Genomic DNA, 17,772 nt, shown 5'->3' on the forward strand with positions numbered 1-17,772 from the left:
TTATCCAATTGAATAATCATATCCTGTCTCTGTGCAGTTCAGGCAGAAAAAGGCCGCAATTCGTCCAGATGATGAACGATTTGCGGCCTCATTGCCGGCAGGCAGGACACGTCATTGTGTTCCTGCACCTGATTTGATCACAGCACGTGATTTTGATTCAAATTATAAAAAGAGAATTTATATATGTCAATAAAAATAACATTAAATTTTAAAATAAATCATTTTGAATGTTAATCTAGAATTGTGTGTTAATTTTGTTGACATATAACATGGTTTGCCGTAATCTGAATCTAATATGAAATCACACAATGGCGTGTGATTTCCGGAGGCAACGGTGCCCTTTTCCGATCCATGGAGAAGGGATTTTTCTGTTTATTTCTAACTCAGCATGTAACAGAGACAGGGGGCAGCCCATGAGCAAAAAGAGACTGGTCGTAGTCGGAAACGGGATGGCAGGTGTTAGGTGTGTGGAAGAGATTATAGCCATATCTCCGGATACATATGAGATTGTCATCTACGGAAGTGAACCACGTCCCAACTATAATCGGATCATGTTATCCAAAGTGCTGCAGGGTGAACACGATCTGCAGGACATTATCATTAACGACTGGAGCTGGTATGAGGATCATGGCATCCGGCTGTGTGCGGGAGAGACAGTCCACAAGATTGATACTCCGTCCAAAACGATTGAAACGTTATCCGGAATGAGGGAGTCCTACGATATTCTAATCCTTGCGACAGGGTCTGCTCCGTTTATTCCGCCCATTCCTGGTGTGGATAAAGAGAGGGTGATGTCTTTCCGCACCATAGATGACTGCACACGTATGTCCGCGTATTCCAAAGTACATCGTAAGGCGGCCGTTATTGGTGGCGGATTGCTTGGGCTTGAAGCCGCCCGCGGACTGCTGCATTTGGGAATGGAAGCCGTTGTGGTACACAACGCCCCTTATATTATGAATCGGCAGTTGGATCTGCAGGCAGCGACCATGCTTCAGCATGAGCTGGAAGCTCAGGGCATGTCTTTTCTATTAAACAAAAACACACAAAAAATTATGGGTCGGTCCCAGGCTCAGGGGCTTCAATTTACAGATGGAACGAAGCTTGAAGCGCAGGTTGTCGTTGTGGCCGTGGGCATTCGCCCCAATGTTGAAGTGGCCAGGCGAAGCGGAATCAAGACCCAACGGGCGATTGTGGTCGACGATTATATGCGTACCAGCGTACCTGATGTGTATGCTGTCGGTGAATGTGCCGAACATCGGGGCATCAGTTATGGTCTGGTAGCCCCCTTATATGAGCAGGGTAAGGTACTCGCACGTTTTTTATGTGGGCAGGAGACAACAGAGTATAAGGGTTCAATTCCCTATTCCCAACTGAAGGTCTCTGGCGTTGACGTGTTCTCGGCCGGAAACATTAGCGGAGACGAAATGCGGACGGCTATACAGATGCTCGATGGTATTCGTGGTACGTATAAGAAAGTATTGATGAAGGAAGGGCATGTAAGTGGAGCGATCCTGTTCGGGGATACGACGGAGAGTGCCAGCCTATTGGGACTTGTTCAGCGTGGGGCTGGCATCGAGGAGCTTGCTCCGCGCGAGGAAGGGACGAATCCAGCCGAGAAGGCGGCAGCAGCACTGCCTGATCAGGAGACGGTGTGCGCCTGTAACAATGTGAGCAAGGTGATGATCATGAGGGCCATACAGGATAAGGGGCTGGAGACTGCTGAACAGGTTAAGGAGCATACCAGAGCCTCCGGTTCCTGCGGCGGATGTCGTCCAATGGTTACGGCACTGGTGAAGCACACCCTGTATCTCCAGAAAAACGGCGGTAGTGCAAGTGAAACAGCACCTGCGGCAAAAACGGCAGAATGGCCCGTTTGCAGTTGTACGGATCTGGGCCATGCCTCACTGAAAGAAGCGCTCAATCTGTTGTGGGATGGTTATCCCTCTGAGCTTGCAGCTTCAGCAGACCATCACCATCTGGATGGAATTCAAGAGGGAGATGGAATGAGAAGAATCATGCGGCAGCTGGACTGGAAAATAGAAGAAGGCTGCGATATCTGCCAATCTGCACTTCGTTACTATTTGAAAATAACCGGAAAGTGGATAAGTGTGCAGCAGCCTGATTGGGCTGGAAACCGGAATGATATCCTGCGGAATACGGTTGTGGGTATCGAGGTCCATGCAGGCGATCTAAAGTTCGAAGCCATGGCAGAGGACCTTCAATTCAGGTGGGTCCATGCAGATATGCCTGCTCCCGTGAAGGTGGCGCTATCGGGTGGAGCAAGCTCATGGGTAAGCCCGATCGTGCAGGATATTGGTTTGCAGGAATCTCCCGCTGGTTGGGAAATTTACGCAGGTGGTCATGCAGCCCATCCGGTAAAAGAAGGGGGACTTCTCGGACTTGGCGAGACGGAAAAAGATGCCGTGCGGCTGATCTCGGCATGCCTGGAGTGGTATCGCCGAACCGCCTGGTACGATGAACCCCTCTGGGCATGGGTAGAGCGATTGGGGTTCATATCGATCCGCGAAAATCTGCTGGATCAACAATTCCAGAACGAGCTGGCGGGCAGAACAGTAAGCGAATTGACGCTTAATTGATCGAAAAGATAGGGAAGGGAGTGAAGATGGGAATGAAGATATCAACTGAACACAGTTCGTCTCTATCAAAACTGCATGTACGGGAGACACAATGCCCGTATTGCAGCGTACAGTGCAAAATGACCGTCGAGGAAGTTGCAGAGCCCATTGCTGGTGAGCGCCGTGCCACGTACACCGTTGAAGGAGTGCCGAATGAAGCTTCACAGGGAAGATTGTGTGTCAAAGGCATGAATGCACATCAGCATGCACTGAGTGGACAGCGGCTTCTGCAGCCCCTCATCCGTCGGGATGGTGAGCTAATACCTTCTTCATGGCCTGAAGTCACTGAATACATCGCAGGACGTTTTACCAGTCTTCAGAATCAATACGGTGCAGATGTAATCGGTGTATATGGAGGGGGTTCCCTCACCAATGAAACAGCCTATTTGCTAGGGAAATTCGCAAGGGTTGCCTTAGGGACACGATATATTGATTATAACGGACGCTTCTGTATGTCTGCCGCTGCCTCTGCAGGAAGTAAGGTGTTTGGCATGGACCGGGGGCTGACATTCCGCTTGTCTGACATCCCGCGGGCTGAGTGCATTGTACTTGCAGGGACCAACGTTGCAGAGTGCCAGCCCACCCTGCTGCCTTATTTCAACCAGGCGAAGGAGAACGGGGCGTATATCATCGTTATTGATCCGCGCAGGACAGCTACTGCAGCCATTGCCGACCTTCATTTGCAGATCAAGCCGGGTATGGATGCACTGCTTGCGAACATCATGCTGAAGATTATTATGGAAGCTGGGCTTGTAAACGAGCATTTTATTGATGCAAGAACCCAAGGTTATGAGAGTCTGCAGAATGCACTGAGCGAGATAGACCTGGAAGAATCCGCAGTACAATGCGGGGTGGACTTGGACCTGATTCGACAGGCCGCAATGGTCTATGGTCAGGCGGAGACAGGCATGATCATGACTGCGCGCGGAGTGGAACAGCAAACGGATGGACATCTTGCGGTCCGTCATTTTCTTAACTTGGTACTGGCGACTGGGAAAATCGGCAGACCAGGTTGTGGTTATGGTGCGATCACTGGACAGGGAAACGGACAGGGCGGAAGAGAGCATGGGCAGAAGGCCGATCAGCTGCCGGGATATCGTTCCATAGAAAATGCACAGGACCGCGCACATGTAGCATCCGTCTGGGGAGTTGCGCCTGAAACCTTGCCGGGAAAAGGTGTATCTGCCTACGAAATGATGGAGCGGGTGCACGATCAGGAGATCCGTGGCTTGCTTGTGATGGGCTCCAACCCGGTTGTATCCAATCCCAATGTGCGTTTGGTAGAAGAAGGCCTCCGCAAGCTGGATTTTCTGGTCGTGGCAGATATGTTTCTGTCCGAGACAGCGAAGATGGCTGATGTGGTGCTTCCGGTCACGACTTATCTGGAGAACGAAGGTACGTTGACCAATCTGGAAGGCCGGGTGCTGTTAAGGGAACAGGGCAGACCGGCACCGGGAGGGACTCGGCACGATTGGGATATTCTATGCTCCATTGCCAGCGAACTCGGCAAAGCTGCTTATTTTCAATATGAATGTGCCGAGGATATCTTCAATGAACTCAGACTGGCCAGCCGGGGCGGGGTTGCAGATTACTACGGAATGACCTACGAACGTCTGCGGAGGGAGAAAGGCATCTATTGGCCCTGCGTTTCTCTGGAGGATGAAGGTGAAGGGCTGCTGTTCAGTGAGCGGTTTGCCCATGAGGACGGCAGGGCTGCATTTACAAGTGAATTAAGTGCTGGTTGGCAGGATGTCTCGCGGGAATTCCCTCTGATTCTGACTAATGGCCGCGTACTTCCTCACTATCTGACGGGCGTACAAACCCATCGGAGCCCAACACTGGAAGCCCGTGAACTGGAGAATTTTGTTGAACTTCATCCGGGTACAGCTGCGCGTAATCGAATTATGGATGGAGAGTGGGTTGAGATTCAATCTGTGCATGGGAGCTTCACGGTACGTGCCCGTATTAAGGAACATATTCGCGAAGACACGCTGTTTGTACCGATGCATTGGGGCGGCATTCAGAACGTCAATCGGGCGACAAGGCCCGATCTGGACCCCTATTGCCGTATGCCAGGCTTCAAAACGGCTGCTGTAACGATTCGCCCTATGCGATTGGCCAGATGAATCCCAAGATGTTCTCATAACACAAATCAGATCTGATTGAATACTGATGTGGCTGGGAGTTCCAAGGTTATTGGAACAACCCGGCTTTTTTTGCGTAAGTACGTTGGGGTGCACTAGTTCGCAGGTTTCAGGTAAACGTGAGGATTGGCCCATGATTGTGGCGGAAATATTGGTTATGATGCTAATAAGGGGTACATGTGTACGTATTTTTAGTTTTGTACTAGACTGGCGAGACGTAATTAGTCAGTTCATATAGAAGAAGGGAGGGGGCGTTGTGAACGTATGGGTCACGGTCAAAAGCCTGGGCAAACGCAAGCCTGCACTTGCCAAGCAAGCTACAGAACTTCCGGAAACAACCGGAACGTTAAGAGAGCTAATCAAACATATGGTACACGTGCAGGTGAACGCTCTTCAGGAGAAGAGAAACAGTGCAGCGTTACTCACCTATCTTATGCCTGAGGAGATTCAACGTAAGGGATCAACGGGAAAAGTCGGTTTTGGTGAAGTGTACAATGAGGAGATTCAAGACCTGGAGCATGCGGTCCAAACGGCTATGATGGCTTATGAAGATGGACTATACAAAGTGTTCCTCAATGATGAAGAATTGTCCGAACTGGAGGCGCCACTGGAGTTACAGGAAGATGACGAATTGGTGTTTATCCGGTTTACCATGCTTGCCGGCCGCTTGTGGTAATAAATGATAAGGAGGAGATTGGATGAATCAGAAAGATAATGAACAGGTGTATATCAACGGTCTGCAAGAGAAGGCAGAGTCATTGAAGGGGACTTGGCCGGAGCTTGCAGGATATGTGGTGGAGATGGCTGGTTCCACGTATTTGCGCGGAGATGAAGAAGTATATCTGAATACAGAGGATTTTCTTCAAAAGCAGGCTGCTGAAACGGGAAAGCCCTTATTCGAGCCCCTGCTGAACGTGCTTGAGCAGCTGACAAATGAATGGGTGGTGGAACGATTCCGTTACATTGCTGACCGCGCCACTAATTTTCCATACAGTGTCATGTACGAACGCCGTCCCTATCGAACTGCCAATCCTGAGCACCATTTGGGACAGGTAATTCGCAAACTCATCGCATTGCTTCGCATGGAGATTCGCCAATTCTCCCTGGACGAGTATGTATCGGTTCGTGAATATAAGTTTGATCATTTGTTTGAGGTTCGATCCGTGCTTCCGGATTGCATTGCATATGAACTGGACCATGACAACGGAGATATGAAGCGGGCATTACATGAGATCATATATGGAGACAATCAGTCAGCGCTACTTACTGGCGAGATGATCAAAGGTATATTCATGAGTGACCAGACAGAGGCGTACCATATGGTTGGTGAGCTGCTTGTGGCAGCAAGGCTGCAGGAAGGGCTGCGCCAAAGTATCGTCGAACGGATGGATGAAGGAACCATTGAAGCATTTATATACATATTAAAAGTAATCATCGATCACAATCTCATTCGTTTCAGTTCAGTGGTTAGAGCGTTAGCCGTATGGACAGGTCTCGGAATTGAAGCGGCCAATTCGCGCGTTACATCACAGTTGATTGAGCAAGCCTATGAAGCATTGACCGATGCAGCTGTTCGTGAAGAGTGGGAGCAGGATTCAAATGCCAATAAGATATTTATCAGTCTGTGGGCGACGGCTGTTATTGAAGAGGACCATCTTAATGACAAATTGATCCGTATTATGGATCAAGGCCAACTGTATCAGAAGATTGTTGCTCAATATGTGCTTGCGAACAGTCAGAATCGTGATCTGCGGCTAAGTATTGCCCGTCGCTATTTGGATGTACAGGATCTGGAGCTAATGCACTGGATTATTCAAAACTATGATGCCATGTACATGCATAACTGGCACTTCGAGAATGGAGAGAATCTGCGCAGCATTCACATTTCGCCCCTGCCTGTCTTTGAAGACAAGGCAACCCGGCGTCAGGACTTCGATCAGTTGAAGCAGCTACTCGAACGAATTCCCCAGGGAGGGGAAGGTGGGCCATCTGGCGTTCTTGAATATGTCCATTACCGGATTGAACGGAATGATGTGATCAAAAAAATGCTCTATCTGGCTGCGTATGATATGGACCCCGAATGGATCGGAGAAGTCATTGCAATCAAGGACATGCTGAGCCCGGAACTTCGAGGCGAGCTGTTATCCCAGTTCGTTCGGCAGCCCGAAAAAGAGGTGCAAAGACAGTTTATGTTTGAGAGCCTGTCAGACAAAAGCATGAGTAACCGGGAGATTGCCCTAATCAAAGTAAGGAAGCTTGAGCTGACTATTGACGAGATGAAACAGATGGAGGCCTTGCTCAAACTTAAGACCGGTTCACTACGGCAGAAGGTCATTCAGGTTCTTTTGCTGCAACCTGTAGATCAACTAGCTGTGTCACTGGAACGCTTGCTGAAGGCGAAGAATGAATTGCAGCGTCTTGGCGCACTTGAGCTGTTGACCGAAATTTCGGCGGATCCGGAACGTGCTGATCAGCACGAGCAATTACAGCCGTTAGCCGGATTGATCCAGAAGCCTACCGCGAAGGAGCAGAAGCTGCTGGATAAGTTGACGGAGGAGGGCAGCCGGTATACCTCTTCGAATGGTTTTGGATTGTTCGACCCATCCCGGGTGGACCCATTGCTGCAGGAGAAGCGTGATTTTGGTGATTTCAATCCCAAGGAGATCTTCACGCTTTCGCTGGAGAAGGCCAAACCGTTTATGGAAGGATTAGATGCTCTGGTTCAACAACACAGGGATCATGAGTATGAAGTGGAGTATTATGCGGGATATCGAGAGACGCTCTTGATTGGAGCGAGCCTGCGCTCCATGGTCTCCTATGCGGAAAGAAATAACATGAAACAGATGGAACAATACCCTCTCCACGACGTTTGGGAGGCGTACGTTGCACACAGTGATCTGAACAGCAAGGAACTCATGCAGCTTTATTTCATTCTGCAATTCAGCACATTGAGCGGCAACTTAAATGAACATTACAGCTATTATCACGACCAATATGATTATAACGAATTAAGCAAAATCCCATTATTGGAAGGCTGGCGCAAGTCTTTTGCCGAACAGACCTATCCTCTTTCCTATATGGAAGAAATGAAACAGATGGCGGCTTCGCTGACCTATAAGGATCAGGTTGCTGAATTGATAGCAGCAGCGTTCAGGGACAGTAACCCTGCAGATACATTTGAGATCGCGGAGAAGACATGGGCCTCCATTATCGCCAGTATGCCGGACGATCAACTGGAGAAGGAAGCTGGCATGCTTCATATCCTGACGGAACGGTGGAACTACCTGGTAAGAAGCCGAATATATGATGATGCCAGTTTCCAAAGATTTTTCCAAACGGCTTATCAGTTCATCAACCTTGTGGGAAATACACAGCGTTTCTCCCTGTTATCATTCGAAGATTACGTGCGGGCATTCAAATTGCGTTTGATTGATGATCAGACTATGTATCGTCAGTTGCTGACAGGTGGGGATCGTTTTGCATTCATTCGTGAGCTGACATCGACACGCACCGAAGGCATCATGGATGATCCGGAACTGATAGAGCTGCGGAATACCGTCGTTGAACGAATTCTGGAGATTGAACTGACGCGAGGCGAACTTTCCACGGAAGTTAGCACACTGGCCATGAAGTTTGAACGAATTGAAGGCATGGAACATTGGGTGCATCTGGTCTCAGCCATGGATAAGGATACATTTGTACGGGGCTATATTTACAGCTACGGAGAACATACAACACGTAAGGAGACGTTCAGTTATCTGATTCAAGTCTGCCATCCACGTGAGGGTGAGAATGAGAAGCTCCTGGGGCAATGGCTTGAGCAGTATCCGATCCAAGAGAAAAAGCTGTTGGAAGCGGCCATGTACGCACCGCAGTGGATGGAGATTGTATCGAAGCATCTGGGATGGGAAGGACTTCGCAGTGCGGCGTGGTACTTCCATGCCCACATTAACGAACGTTTTACAGCTGAAAAGGAAACCATCGTCGCTCACTATTCACCGATATCGCCGCAGGAGTTCAACGATGGGGCATTTGATATTGCCTGGTTCGAAGAGGCTTATGCAGCTGTCGGCGAGGAACGGTTCAATCTGTTATATGATTGTGCCAAATATATTTCCGGTGGAGCTAACCACCGCAGATCCCAGTTGTTCGCGGATGCAGCTCTAGGGAAGCTTCGTCTGGAAGACATGCGTCAATCTGTACAGGAGAAGCGTAATAAAGACCATCTGCTCACATACAGTTTAATTCCATTCCAGGCGGAGCAGGAACAGGATCTGCGAGAACGTTATGATTTCATTCAGAAATTCCTGCTGGAGAGCAAGCAATTCGGAGCCCAGCGTCGCGCCAGTGAAGGTGCCGCTGCGCAGATTGCTCTTGGCAACCTTGCCCGCAATGCAGGGTATACGGATGTCACCCGGCTGATCTGGAACATGGAAGCGAGCAAGCTGGATGAGATGAAATCCTACTTTGAACCGAAGGCCCTGGATGAGACAACGACAGCACAATTGGTCATTGATGAGGATGGTCAGTCCGAGTTGGTTCTTGTAAGTAAAGGGAAGACATTAAAATCGGTACCTGCACGATTCAAGAAAGACAGATACATTACGGAGTTGAAGGAATTAAAAGGGGATCTGGTCCAGCAGTATCGACGGGCAAAACAGGAGCTGGAGCGTTCCATGACGGCAGAAACTGCCTTTACCGTCCAGGAAGTGGCCAGTTTGATGCAAAATCCGGTCATTCGTCCACTGATTCGCACGTTGGTGTTCCAGTCAGGTGACCGTTTGGGGTATTTCGATGCGGAATCTGCCTGCCTGATTGTACCTGGCGAACAAGGTACCACACATGCATTGCAGGAGCAAGATCCACTGGTGATTGCACATCCACTGCAATTGTTCCGCAGCGGGACATGGAGCGAATTCCAGCGGGATCTGTTCACCCGTCAGGAACGTCAGCCGTTCAAACAGGTCTTCCGTGAGCTGTACCTTCCAAATGAGGATGAGCTTGCGAATGGAACCGTCTCCCGCCGGTATGCCGGGTATCAGATCCAACCGAAGAAGACGGTCGCCCTGCTCAAGGGTCGCCAGTGGACCGTCAGTTATGAAGAAGGCTTGCAGAAAGTCAGCTATGAGCATAACCTCATTGCCAATCTGTATGCCATGGCAGACTGGTTCTCTCCGGCAGATACGGAAGCACCTACGCTGGAGACAGTACAATTTTATGACCGCAAAACGTATAAGCCTGTAGCTTTGAAAGATGTACCGATGGTGTTCTTCTCGGAGGTCATGCGTGATGTTGATCTGGTGGTCAGTGTTGCACATGTGGGCGGGGTAGATCCGGAAGCCAGTCTGACAACCATTGAAATGCGCCATGTTATCGTGAATGAATCACTGCGTCTACTCAAGATAGACAATGTACGACTGGATGGCAATTATGCACGGATCGAAGGTGAACTCGGCGAATATGCCGTTCATCTCGGCAGTGGCAATGTGTTTAAACAGGCAACGGGTGCGCTATATATCGTACCTGTGCATAGTCAGCATCGGGGGAGAATCTTCCTGCCATTCCTAGACGAAGATCCAAGAACAGCTGAGATTCTTTCCAAAATCATGCTACTTGCAGAAGATAAGAAGATCAAGGATCCACAAATCCTGGCACAGCTGAAGAGTTAGTAATAGCTCGAAATGGCAGGCAAGATTAGGCTAAGACAGGTGACACGGTTAGTAAGAATGCATGTAAGATTTAAGTGAGTTCGACTGGAGAAATGCGACACGATTAGAAGTGAGTAATGAAGAAATAGCAGCCGGAGTACCTGTTAAAAGGGACTTCGGTTGCTTTTTATTTTCCATGTGGAACGAAGGAGTTCATTGCATCCGTTTTCAAATAGACTTTGGGCCCAGGTGTTCAGTTGAAATTCCTTAATCTGATAATTAATTGAATTAATTGTTAAATCAAAAGTGGGACATAACGACTGTTTTTAAAAGTAAATTTTTTGTATGATTTAAGTTACAAAAATGTAATTAACTCGTTTTCATACGATGTTATCTGAATTATAATCGACATCATACCTAAGAACTAATTCACTCCTTTCGGCTCCATTTCCATATTTAAGGGGATGCAATTGGTTTGCAGGTCGGCTATCGTAAGAAAGCGAAATTGCTCGCTCGCTTGTCGAGCCGCACTTTTCGTAGCGATGTGCAGGGCTGCCTGAATGCTTGAAGGGCTGGGACAAGCCAGTTTGCATTCCCTTGTATACATGTATTCAAGCAATGTGTGCAAGAAAAATGATCAAGAGAGAAGGAGAGCTTACAAACATGAACAGAAGACTCAACCTGATTTTCCTCAAACGATGGTTTATGCTGTTAATCATCGTAGCGTTTGCGGCGATGCCGCTACACGCCTTTGCCGCAGAGGCGGATTCCGGGGCAGATCGCCCTTGGATGAACAAATCCTTATCTGCGAAGGAACGCACCGAGCTACTGCTCAAGGCGATGACGCTGGAGGAGAAAGTCGGATTCGTTACCGGTAAAGTAAATAACTATTATGGTTTCTATAATGATGGATTGGAGCGGCTTGGTATTCCGGCACTACAGATGGCGGATGGACCAGCAGGGGTACGTGTTGCCAATCCGGATGTGCAGGACAAAAAGTCCACGGCACTGCCTGCGCCGATCGCATTGGCTGCATCCTGGGATACCGATCTTGCCAAACAATATGGTGATCTGATCGGACAGGAAGCCCATGATACAACACATAACGTTGTTCTTGGTCCTGGTCTGGACATTGCACGTACACCATGGGGATCACGCAACTTCGAATCCCTGGGTGAGGATCCGTTGCTGGCTTCCGGCATGGGTGCAGCGTATGTCAACGGAATTCAGAGCAACCCGGTGATTGCAACGGCGAAGCACTACATCCTGAACAATCAGGAAACGGAGCGTTTCACAACGAATGCAACAGCCAGCGAGCGTGCCATCCAGGAAGTCTATGCACGTCCATTCCAGGCTATGGTTGAAAAAGCGGATCTCGGTTCCGCCATGTGTTCATTTAACCAGGTGAACGGTACATATGCTTGCGAGAACAAGGAGATGCTGACCGATCTGCTCAAGGATCAGTTTGGCTTCGAAGGGTTCATCATGAGTGACTACGGTGCCAATTTCAGTACAGCCAAATCAGCTAACGCGGGTCTGGATCTGGAGACACCAGGGGAGCCTTATGGCAAATGGGGAACACAGCTGCTGGAAGCCGTGAAAAAAGGTGAAGTCAGCGAGCAGACCATTGATGAGAAGGTTCGCCGCATTTTGCTCCAAATGTTCGAGAAAGGGCTGTTCGACAACCCTGTAACCAATACACAAATTAATGCGAAGGCAGACGGTAAGCAGGCACGGGAAATTGCTGAGCAGAGCATGGTGCTGTTGCAAAATAACAATGACGTGTTGCCACTTTCGAAGAAAGAACTGAATTCCATTGCAGTTATTGGACCGGATGCAGATACGGCTTCTGCGGCAGGTGGAGGCAGCAGCCTCGTTAACCCGACATATACGGTAAGTCCACTTGAAGGGATTCGTAACCGTGCAGGCAATGGCGTGGAAGTGAAATATGCAGCCGGAACGGACCCTATCTCCGCCGGGGATGCATTTAACGGTCCTTCCGCAGTACCATCCACCCTCTTGTCCCCGGCAGATGCCGAGAAGAGCGAGCAAAATTATGGTACGGACAAAGCGGAATATGGCCTTCGTGCCGAATACTGGACCAACACGAACATGGAAGGTGACCCTTCACTGGTTCGTACAGACAATCAGGTCAACATGAACCTTGGATTTTATAACTATGAAGGGTTCAACGCCCAGTCATCCAAGCTTCCGGTTACACCTACGAAATTCAACAGTAAAATGTCCGCGCGTTGGACAGGTTCCATTACAGCACCCAAAACGGGTGATTACAAATTGTCTCTGACCAGCCTGGGATCTGCGAAATTGTATGTGGATGATCAGCTGCTCGTAGAAAATCAAGGTGAAACGCTGAGCACAACGAAGAAAGCAATTACGTTAAAAGAAGGCGAATCCCACAACATTAAGATTGAATACCGTACCGATTTCCCGGTACAGTCGAGCCATGACATGGGTGCCCAAATGCGTTTCGGCTGGGAAGCACCTGAAGATGCCGTGGATGCCAAAATGCAAAAAGCAGTTGAACTGGCCAAAAAATCCGATGTTGCTGTTGTCGTGACACGTACGTATGACAGCGAAGGTTATGTGGACCGTTCCGATCTGGAACTGCCGAACAACCAGGAGCAATTAATCCGTAAGGTTGCAGCAGCGAATCCGAAGACGATTGTTGTTCAAATGAGCGGTCGTGCTGTGGAAATGGATTCCTGGCAAAAAGAAGTTCCATCCATTGTTCAAGCCTGGTATGCAGGTCAGGAACAAGGTAACGCGGTAGCTCGCGTTCTGTTTGGTGATGTGAACCCTTCTGGTAAATTGCCAGTGACGTTCCCATCGGACGATTCGCAAACGCCAATCTCCACCGCGGAACAATTCCCGGGTGTGAATGGCGTGGGCACATACTCTGAAGGCATCTTTGTAGGCTATAAAGGGTATGACAAAGAAGGCATGACACCAGCGTTCGCATTTGGACACGGGTTGTCTTATACCGACTTTGACTACCGCAACCTGCATGTAAAAAATACAGGTAAAGGGGACGATGCTACCGTAGAAGTGTCCCTGAACCTACGGAACACCGGTAAAGTTTCTGGTGCAGAAGTTGTACAAGTCTATGTAGGCAATCTGCCAACGAGTGTGGAAACACCGGAAAAACAACTTGCTGGCTGGGCTAAAGTTGATCTGAAGGCAGGCAAACAGCAGCGCGTTAAAATCAAACTGGATCGCAGCGCACTGTCCTATTGGGATGAAAAGTCGCATGAGTGGGTAATGCCTAAGGGTAAAGTATCTGTTTATGTCGGCAGTGCATCAGATGATATCCGTCTGACAGGCAGCGTGAATATCGGAAGTCCATCCGGTAAATAAAAGGAAGAAGCGAAGAGTCGTGGCCGAATGGCCGCGGCTCTTTCCACACTTGGAGAGTGGGGTGAACGAGATGAACGCACGGTGGAGAGAGAAGAAAACAAGATGGATGCTCTTGCTGCTCGCGGTATGTGTTGTAGCTGGTTTCTGTGCATGGTGGATGGTAGACGGCAGTGAAGAAGATGCTATCCCGCCACCATCTATAGGGAAGAGCCCAGCACCAGCTGAAGCATGGCTGACAACCGGAGATCAGCAGCATCTATTGGAACCGCAGCAGCCAATTCACTGGACAAAAACGACAACGGAAGCGAACCATTCCGAAACAGATCAAACTATCATCATTGATCCATCCCAAACGTATCAAACGATGGATGGATTTGGTGCTGCCATGACAGGCTCGGCCACCTATTTACTCGATCAGCTTCCGCAGGAACAGCGGGAACGATTACTTAAGGAATTGTTTACAAGCGAAGGATTGAACCTGGATATGGTGCGTCACACGATTGGTGCTTCTGATTACTCGGTGGATGCATCGGGTGAACCATCAAGTTATACGTACAATGATATCGAGTCCGGCACGGATTATAATATGGATCACTTCTCGATCGACAAAGATCAGGAAGTGGTAGATATGCTGAGACAGGTCGCTGTGCTGAAACCGGACATCAAGGTGTTGGGCACACCCTGGACCGCCCCGGCCTGGATGAAATATGGCGAGAAGACAACGAATGGCTGGTATCTCGATTACAACAATCCTCAAGTGTATGAAGCATATGCTCGTTATTTCGTAAAATACATCCAGGCTTATCAGGCACAGGGGATACCGATCTATGGAATGACCTTGCAAAATGAACCGGAGTTCACTACGGCTAATTATCCGAGCATGAGTATGGGGGCCGAAGAACAGGCCATGTTTATTCGGGATTACCTTGGGCCTGCTATGCAGGATGCCGGACTGGATACACGAATCATTACGTATGACCATAACTGGGATCAGGCGGTGGAATACACGGGCAGAGTGCTTGGGGATGAGGAGGCTGCATCATATATTGATGGTTCTGCATTCCATTGTTATAAAGGAGACCCGTCCTCCATGACGGAAGTGCATGATCGCTTCCCGGATAAACATATCTATTTTACCGAGTGCAGCGGGGGAGATTGGAGTCCTGATTTTGGTGAAAATTTAGGTTGGCAGATGTCCAATCTAATGATTGACGCTCCGCGAAACTGGGCTCAAAGCGTACTGCTCTGGAATATTGCACTGGATCCGCAAGGCGGACCAACCAATGGAGGCTGTACGAATTGCCGAGGGGTAGTGACCATTGATCCGGAAACGGGTGAAGTGATACGCAATGTGGAATATTACGCGCTTGCACATCTCAGTCGTTATGTTCGTGCAGGAGCTGTAAGAGTGGAATCTACGGAGGAACGGGACGAATTGAAGAATGTCGCCTTCCGCAACCCGGATGGAACCATGGTACTGGTTGCAGCTAACACAGGTAACGAAGATGTTGTTTTCCGTGTCGTCATGGAGGGAGAATCGTTTCAATACACACTTCCGTCTCAATCCGCTGTCACGTTTCGCTGGAAGCCGGAGGACACCTCGAAAAGCTGAGTTGGGTTCTTTTTCAGCAATAAGCAGGTACGGGCTACGCATACATTTCTGGCCGAAGAGGATATTGTCTTCTATAAAAGTGTGGTGAGTGAAGCTCTGTCAGGCATGGAAGTGTGGGAAGCACATTTGGAATTGAAATAGAAATCCCCCGTAACCACATCTTGAGATGAATGGTCGCGGGGGATTTTTCATACATTAGTGAGTCTCATCATCGAGAAAGGGTTTGTTCACCGCATAATACATGAAGCCCATCAGCAGTACGCCCCCCACCAGATTGCCGAGGGTTACCGGAACGAGGTTATGAATGACCCCGCCAAACGAGATCGTCCCTGGATGATTCAGCACCAGCGCAATGGCGAACGTACACATATTGGCTACGCTGTGCTCATATCCCGAGATGAAAAAACAGAAGACAAACAGCATCATGGCGAACATTTTGGCGCCGTTCTCTTTCATGAACATCGGCACGAAGAACGCCAGGCACACGAGCCAGTTACATAGAATTCCCCGGAAAAAGAGCTGCATCGCCGGTGCTTCCATCTTGTGCTCTACCACACTTAGCAGAAATCCATTGACCTGAGATGAATCGAATAATCCCGTCAGATAGATTAATAGAGCAAAGACGGCCGCGCCCATCAGGTTCCCGCTGTAACTGGCAATCCACAACTTCACGACTTCGAGCCAGCGCAGCTTCTTCCTGAGTGCAGCGTACGTGTAATAAAACGTATTTCCGGTAAACAGGTCACCCCCGCCATACGCAATCAGAATAATAGCCGCTCCAAACGTAAGTGCTGCCATGGGGTATGTAAATGGGGACTGCTCCATATAAAAGAAGTTACCTGTCTTAAATGCCACGATCACACCAAATCCAATAAACATACTCGCTAACATGGAACGTGAGAGGTACCTGATTAAACTCTGTTTGTAAATCTTGTGCTTCTTCAAGGCTAGCTGTTCAACATTGCGTAAACCTTCGGTTTCCATAATTCGCCTCCTGTTTCTCGGTGTAATGCTTACATTATAACGAAAATTTGGAAGAAGTGTGGTATGAGTTTAAACTACCACAGCAGCAGTTCAGTTAAACATTCAATATCCAATCATGCAGATACCCAGACAGAATGAATGCTATTTCACTGGAAAAGGGTACATGCAGGCGCCTAGAATTTCAGCTAGTTGTTCCTCTGTTCGTTCACGCGGGGCCAATTCTTCTGCGTAGGAGCGCTCCAGTTTGGCTCTCATAAAACGTTCGGCATATTCATTGGGACGGGAGTGAAAGTCTTTGGTGTACTCTGCAAAGGCATGCGCATCCCGAACCTTTTCCAGCACACTGTTCAGCAGAGGACTGCCTGCGTAGAGCAGTGAGTCGGTTTCTTCACATTCAAACTTCAGGAACATGATCGCCTTCTGCAAGGCATTGATCTCACCCTGGGTCAGGTAGACAGGCTTCACGGCATGTTCTCCCGATGCTGCATTGGACTGATCCGGTTTTTCATAAGCTTCATGTTCAGGGGAAGAAGGGTCTTGTTTGTTCATGGGTTATCACTTCCTTGGTTTGATTGTAGTACCCGCTTCGCAGAAGAGCCGAAATCGGGATCAGATTGAAGTGACTCTAGCGCCGACCTCGCACCAGAAACGTGTTGATGTGCAGCAAGAACAGCAAAGGCAGCTCCCTTGACCAGGATGTAGGCATTCCCCTGCAAAACCTCAAGAGCCAGTTGAATCTCGTCTTCGGTGATGGGCAATAGGGCCAGAGTCTGCAAAGCGTAGTTTTGTACATCCTCATCTTCGCCCAGATCACGAACAAGCTGCGCAGCAGCATGCAGGACTTCATTTATAAGTTCAGAGAAGCCTGCCAAACCAAGGGCACGCCAGGCTTCAATGCGCACCAGATCTTCTTCTTGAGAATTCATGCCGATAGCGAGAACTCGCTGCGTGAGATGGTTATCCGTTAGCTCGGTCAGATTACGAAGAGCCTGTAACTTTTCTTCTCCACTGAGTGCGTCAAAATCTGGCTGTTCAAAGTTATTGTAATTCAGATCAGACATAGTAGATCATTCACCTCCTGAATGAGAAGCTAGGATTGGGGAGGGAGCTGAATGGGTCGAGCAGTCAGTGCTTCTTCCACAATCTGTTCGGGGGTCAGGTCCCGATCATCCCAGAAAATCAGATTACTGATCTCCGCATAAGGCAGCTGCTGCTGCAGCTCAGTCAGCATGTTATCCAGTTCCGCTTCGGTTCCTTCGGCATTCATCAGCTTGCGAACCCGTTCTACCAATTGAGCATGGTCAGACATATCAAAACCTCCTGAATAATTCATATGATTAGTTACTTAACTAGATTTACACAGATTAATTTCT

At 48.8% G+C, this 17,772-nt stretch carries 10 protein-coding genes; 6 read left to right on the forward strand and 4 right to left on the reverse strand.

All coding sequences use genetic code 11. The annotated features are described in order from the left end of the window. The first annotated feature begins 413 nt into the window (after positions 1-413). The 6 genes from MH144_RS16835 to MH144_RS16860 all read left to right on the forward strand — a co-directional run bounded on the left by MH144_RS16835 (position 414) and on the right by MH144_RS16860 (position 15,415). Positions 414-2,597, forward strand: coding sequence for an FAD-dependent oxidoreductase (locus MH144_RS16835; RefSeq protein ID WP_239302391.1), 2,184 nt, complete (start codon positions 414-416; stop codon positions 2,595-2,597). A 32-nt stretch (positions 2,598-2,629) separates the two neighbouring features. Beyond that, on the forward strand, positions 2,630-4,762 hold the full coding sequence (gene nasC, locus MH144_RS16840) for an assimilatory nitrate reductase catalytic subunit NasC (protein WP_239302393.1): 2,133 nt from the start codon (positions 2,630-2,632) through the stop codon (positions 4,760-4,762). A gap of 274 nt (positions 4,763-5,036) precedes the next feature. Further along, positions 5,037-5,456 carry a hypothetical protein gene (locus MH144_RS16845; protein WP_239302395.1) on the forward strand — a complete coding sequence of 140 codons (420 nt, stop codon included), beginning with the start codon at positions 5,037-5,039 and terminating at the stop codon, positions 5,454-5,456. A 22-nt stretch (positions 5,457-5,478) separates the two neighbouring features. Then, a complete protein-coding gene (locus tag MH144_RS16850; protein WP_239302396.1) occupies positions 5,479-10,449 on the forward strand; it encodes a DUF4132 domain-containing protein in 4,971 nt (1,656 codons plus the stop codon). 642 nt (positions 10,450-11,091) lie between these two features. Next, entirely contained in the window at positions 11,092-13,803 is a 2,712-nt protein-coding gene (locus MH144_RS16855; protein WP_239302402.1) for a beta-glucosidase, read from the forward strand. Positions 13,804-13,822: 19 nt separating this feature from the next. Further along, positions 13,823-15,415 carry a glycoside hydrolase family 30 protein gene (locus MH144_RS16860; protein ID WP_239302404.1) on the forward strand — a complete coding sequence of 531 codons (1,593 nt, stop codon included), beginning with the start codon at positions 13,823-13,825 and terminating at the stop codon, positions 15,413-15,415. A 195-nt stretch (positions 15,416-15,610) separates the two neighbouring features. On the opposite strand, the gene MH144_RS16865 is transcribed toward MH144_RS16860, so the two are convergent. The 4 genes from MH144_RS16865 to MH144_RS16880 form a co-directional block, all read right to left on the reverse strand. Further along, the gene (locus MH144_RS16865) at positions 15,611-16,399 is read right to left on the reverse strand and encodes a formate/nitrite transporter family protein (RefSeq protein ID WP_095288637.1); all 789 of its coding nucleotides are present in this window, start codon (positions 16,397-16,399) and stop codon (positions 15,611-15,613) included. 141 nt (positions 16,400-16,540) lie between these two features. Further along, entirely contained in the window at positions 16,541-16,948 is a 408-nt protein-coding gene (locus MH144_RS16870; RefSeq protein ID WP_239302406.1) for a hypothetical protein, read from the reverse strand. After that, a complete protein-coding gene (locus tag MH144_RS16875; protein ID WP_239302408.1) occupies positions 16,945-17,460 on the reverse strand; it encodes a hypothetical protein in 516 nt (171 codons plus the stop codon). Before MH144_RS16875 ends, MH144_RS16870 begins: the two co-directional genes overlap by 4 nt. Before the next feature lie 29 nt (positions 17,461-17,489). Beyond that, positions 17,490-17,708, reverse strand: coding sequence for a hypothetical protein (locus MH144_RS16880; RefSeq protein ID WP_239302410.1), 219 nt, complete (start codon positions 17,706-17,708; stop codon positions 17,490-17,492). Positions 17,709-17,772 lie beyond the last annotated feature (64 nt).

Origin of the sequence: Paenibacillus sp. ACRRY, from assembly GCF_022346995.1 — a bacterium.
Lineage (GTDB): Bacteria > Bacillota > Bacilli > Paenibacillales > Paenibacillaceae > Paenibacillus.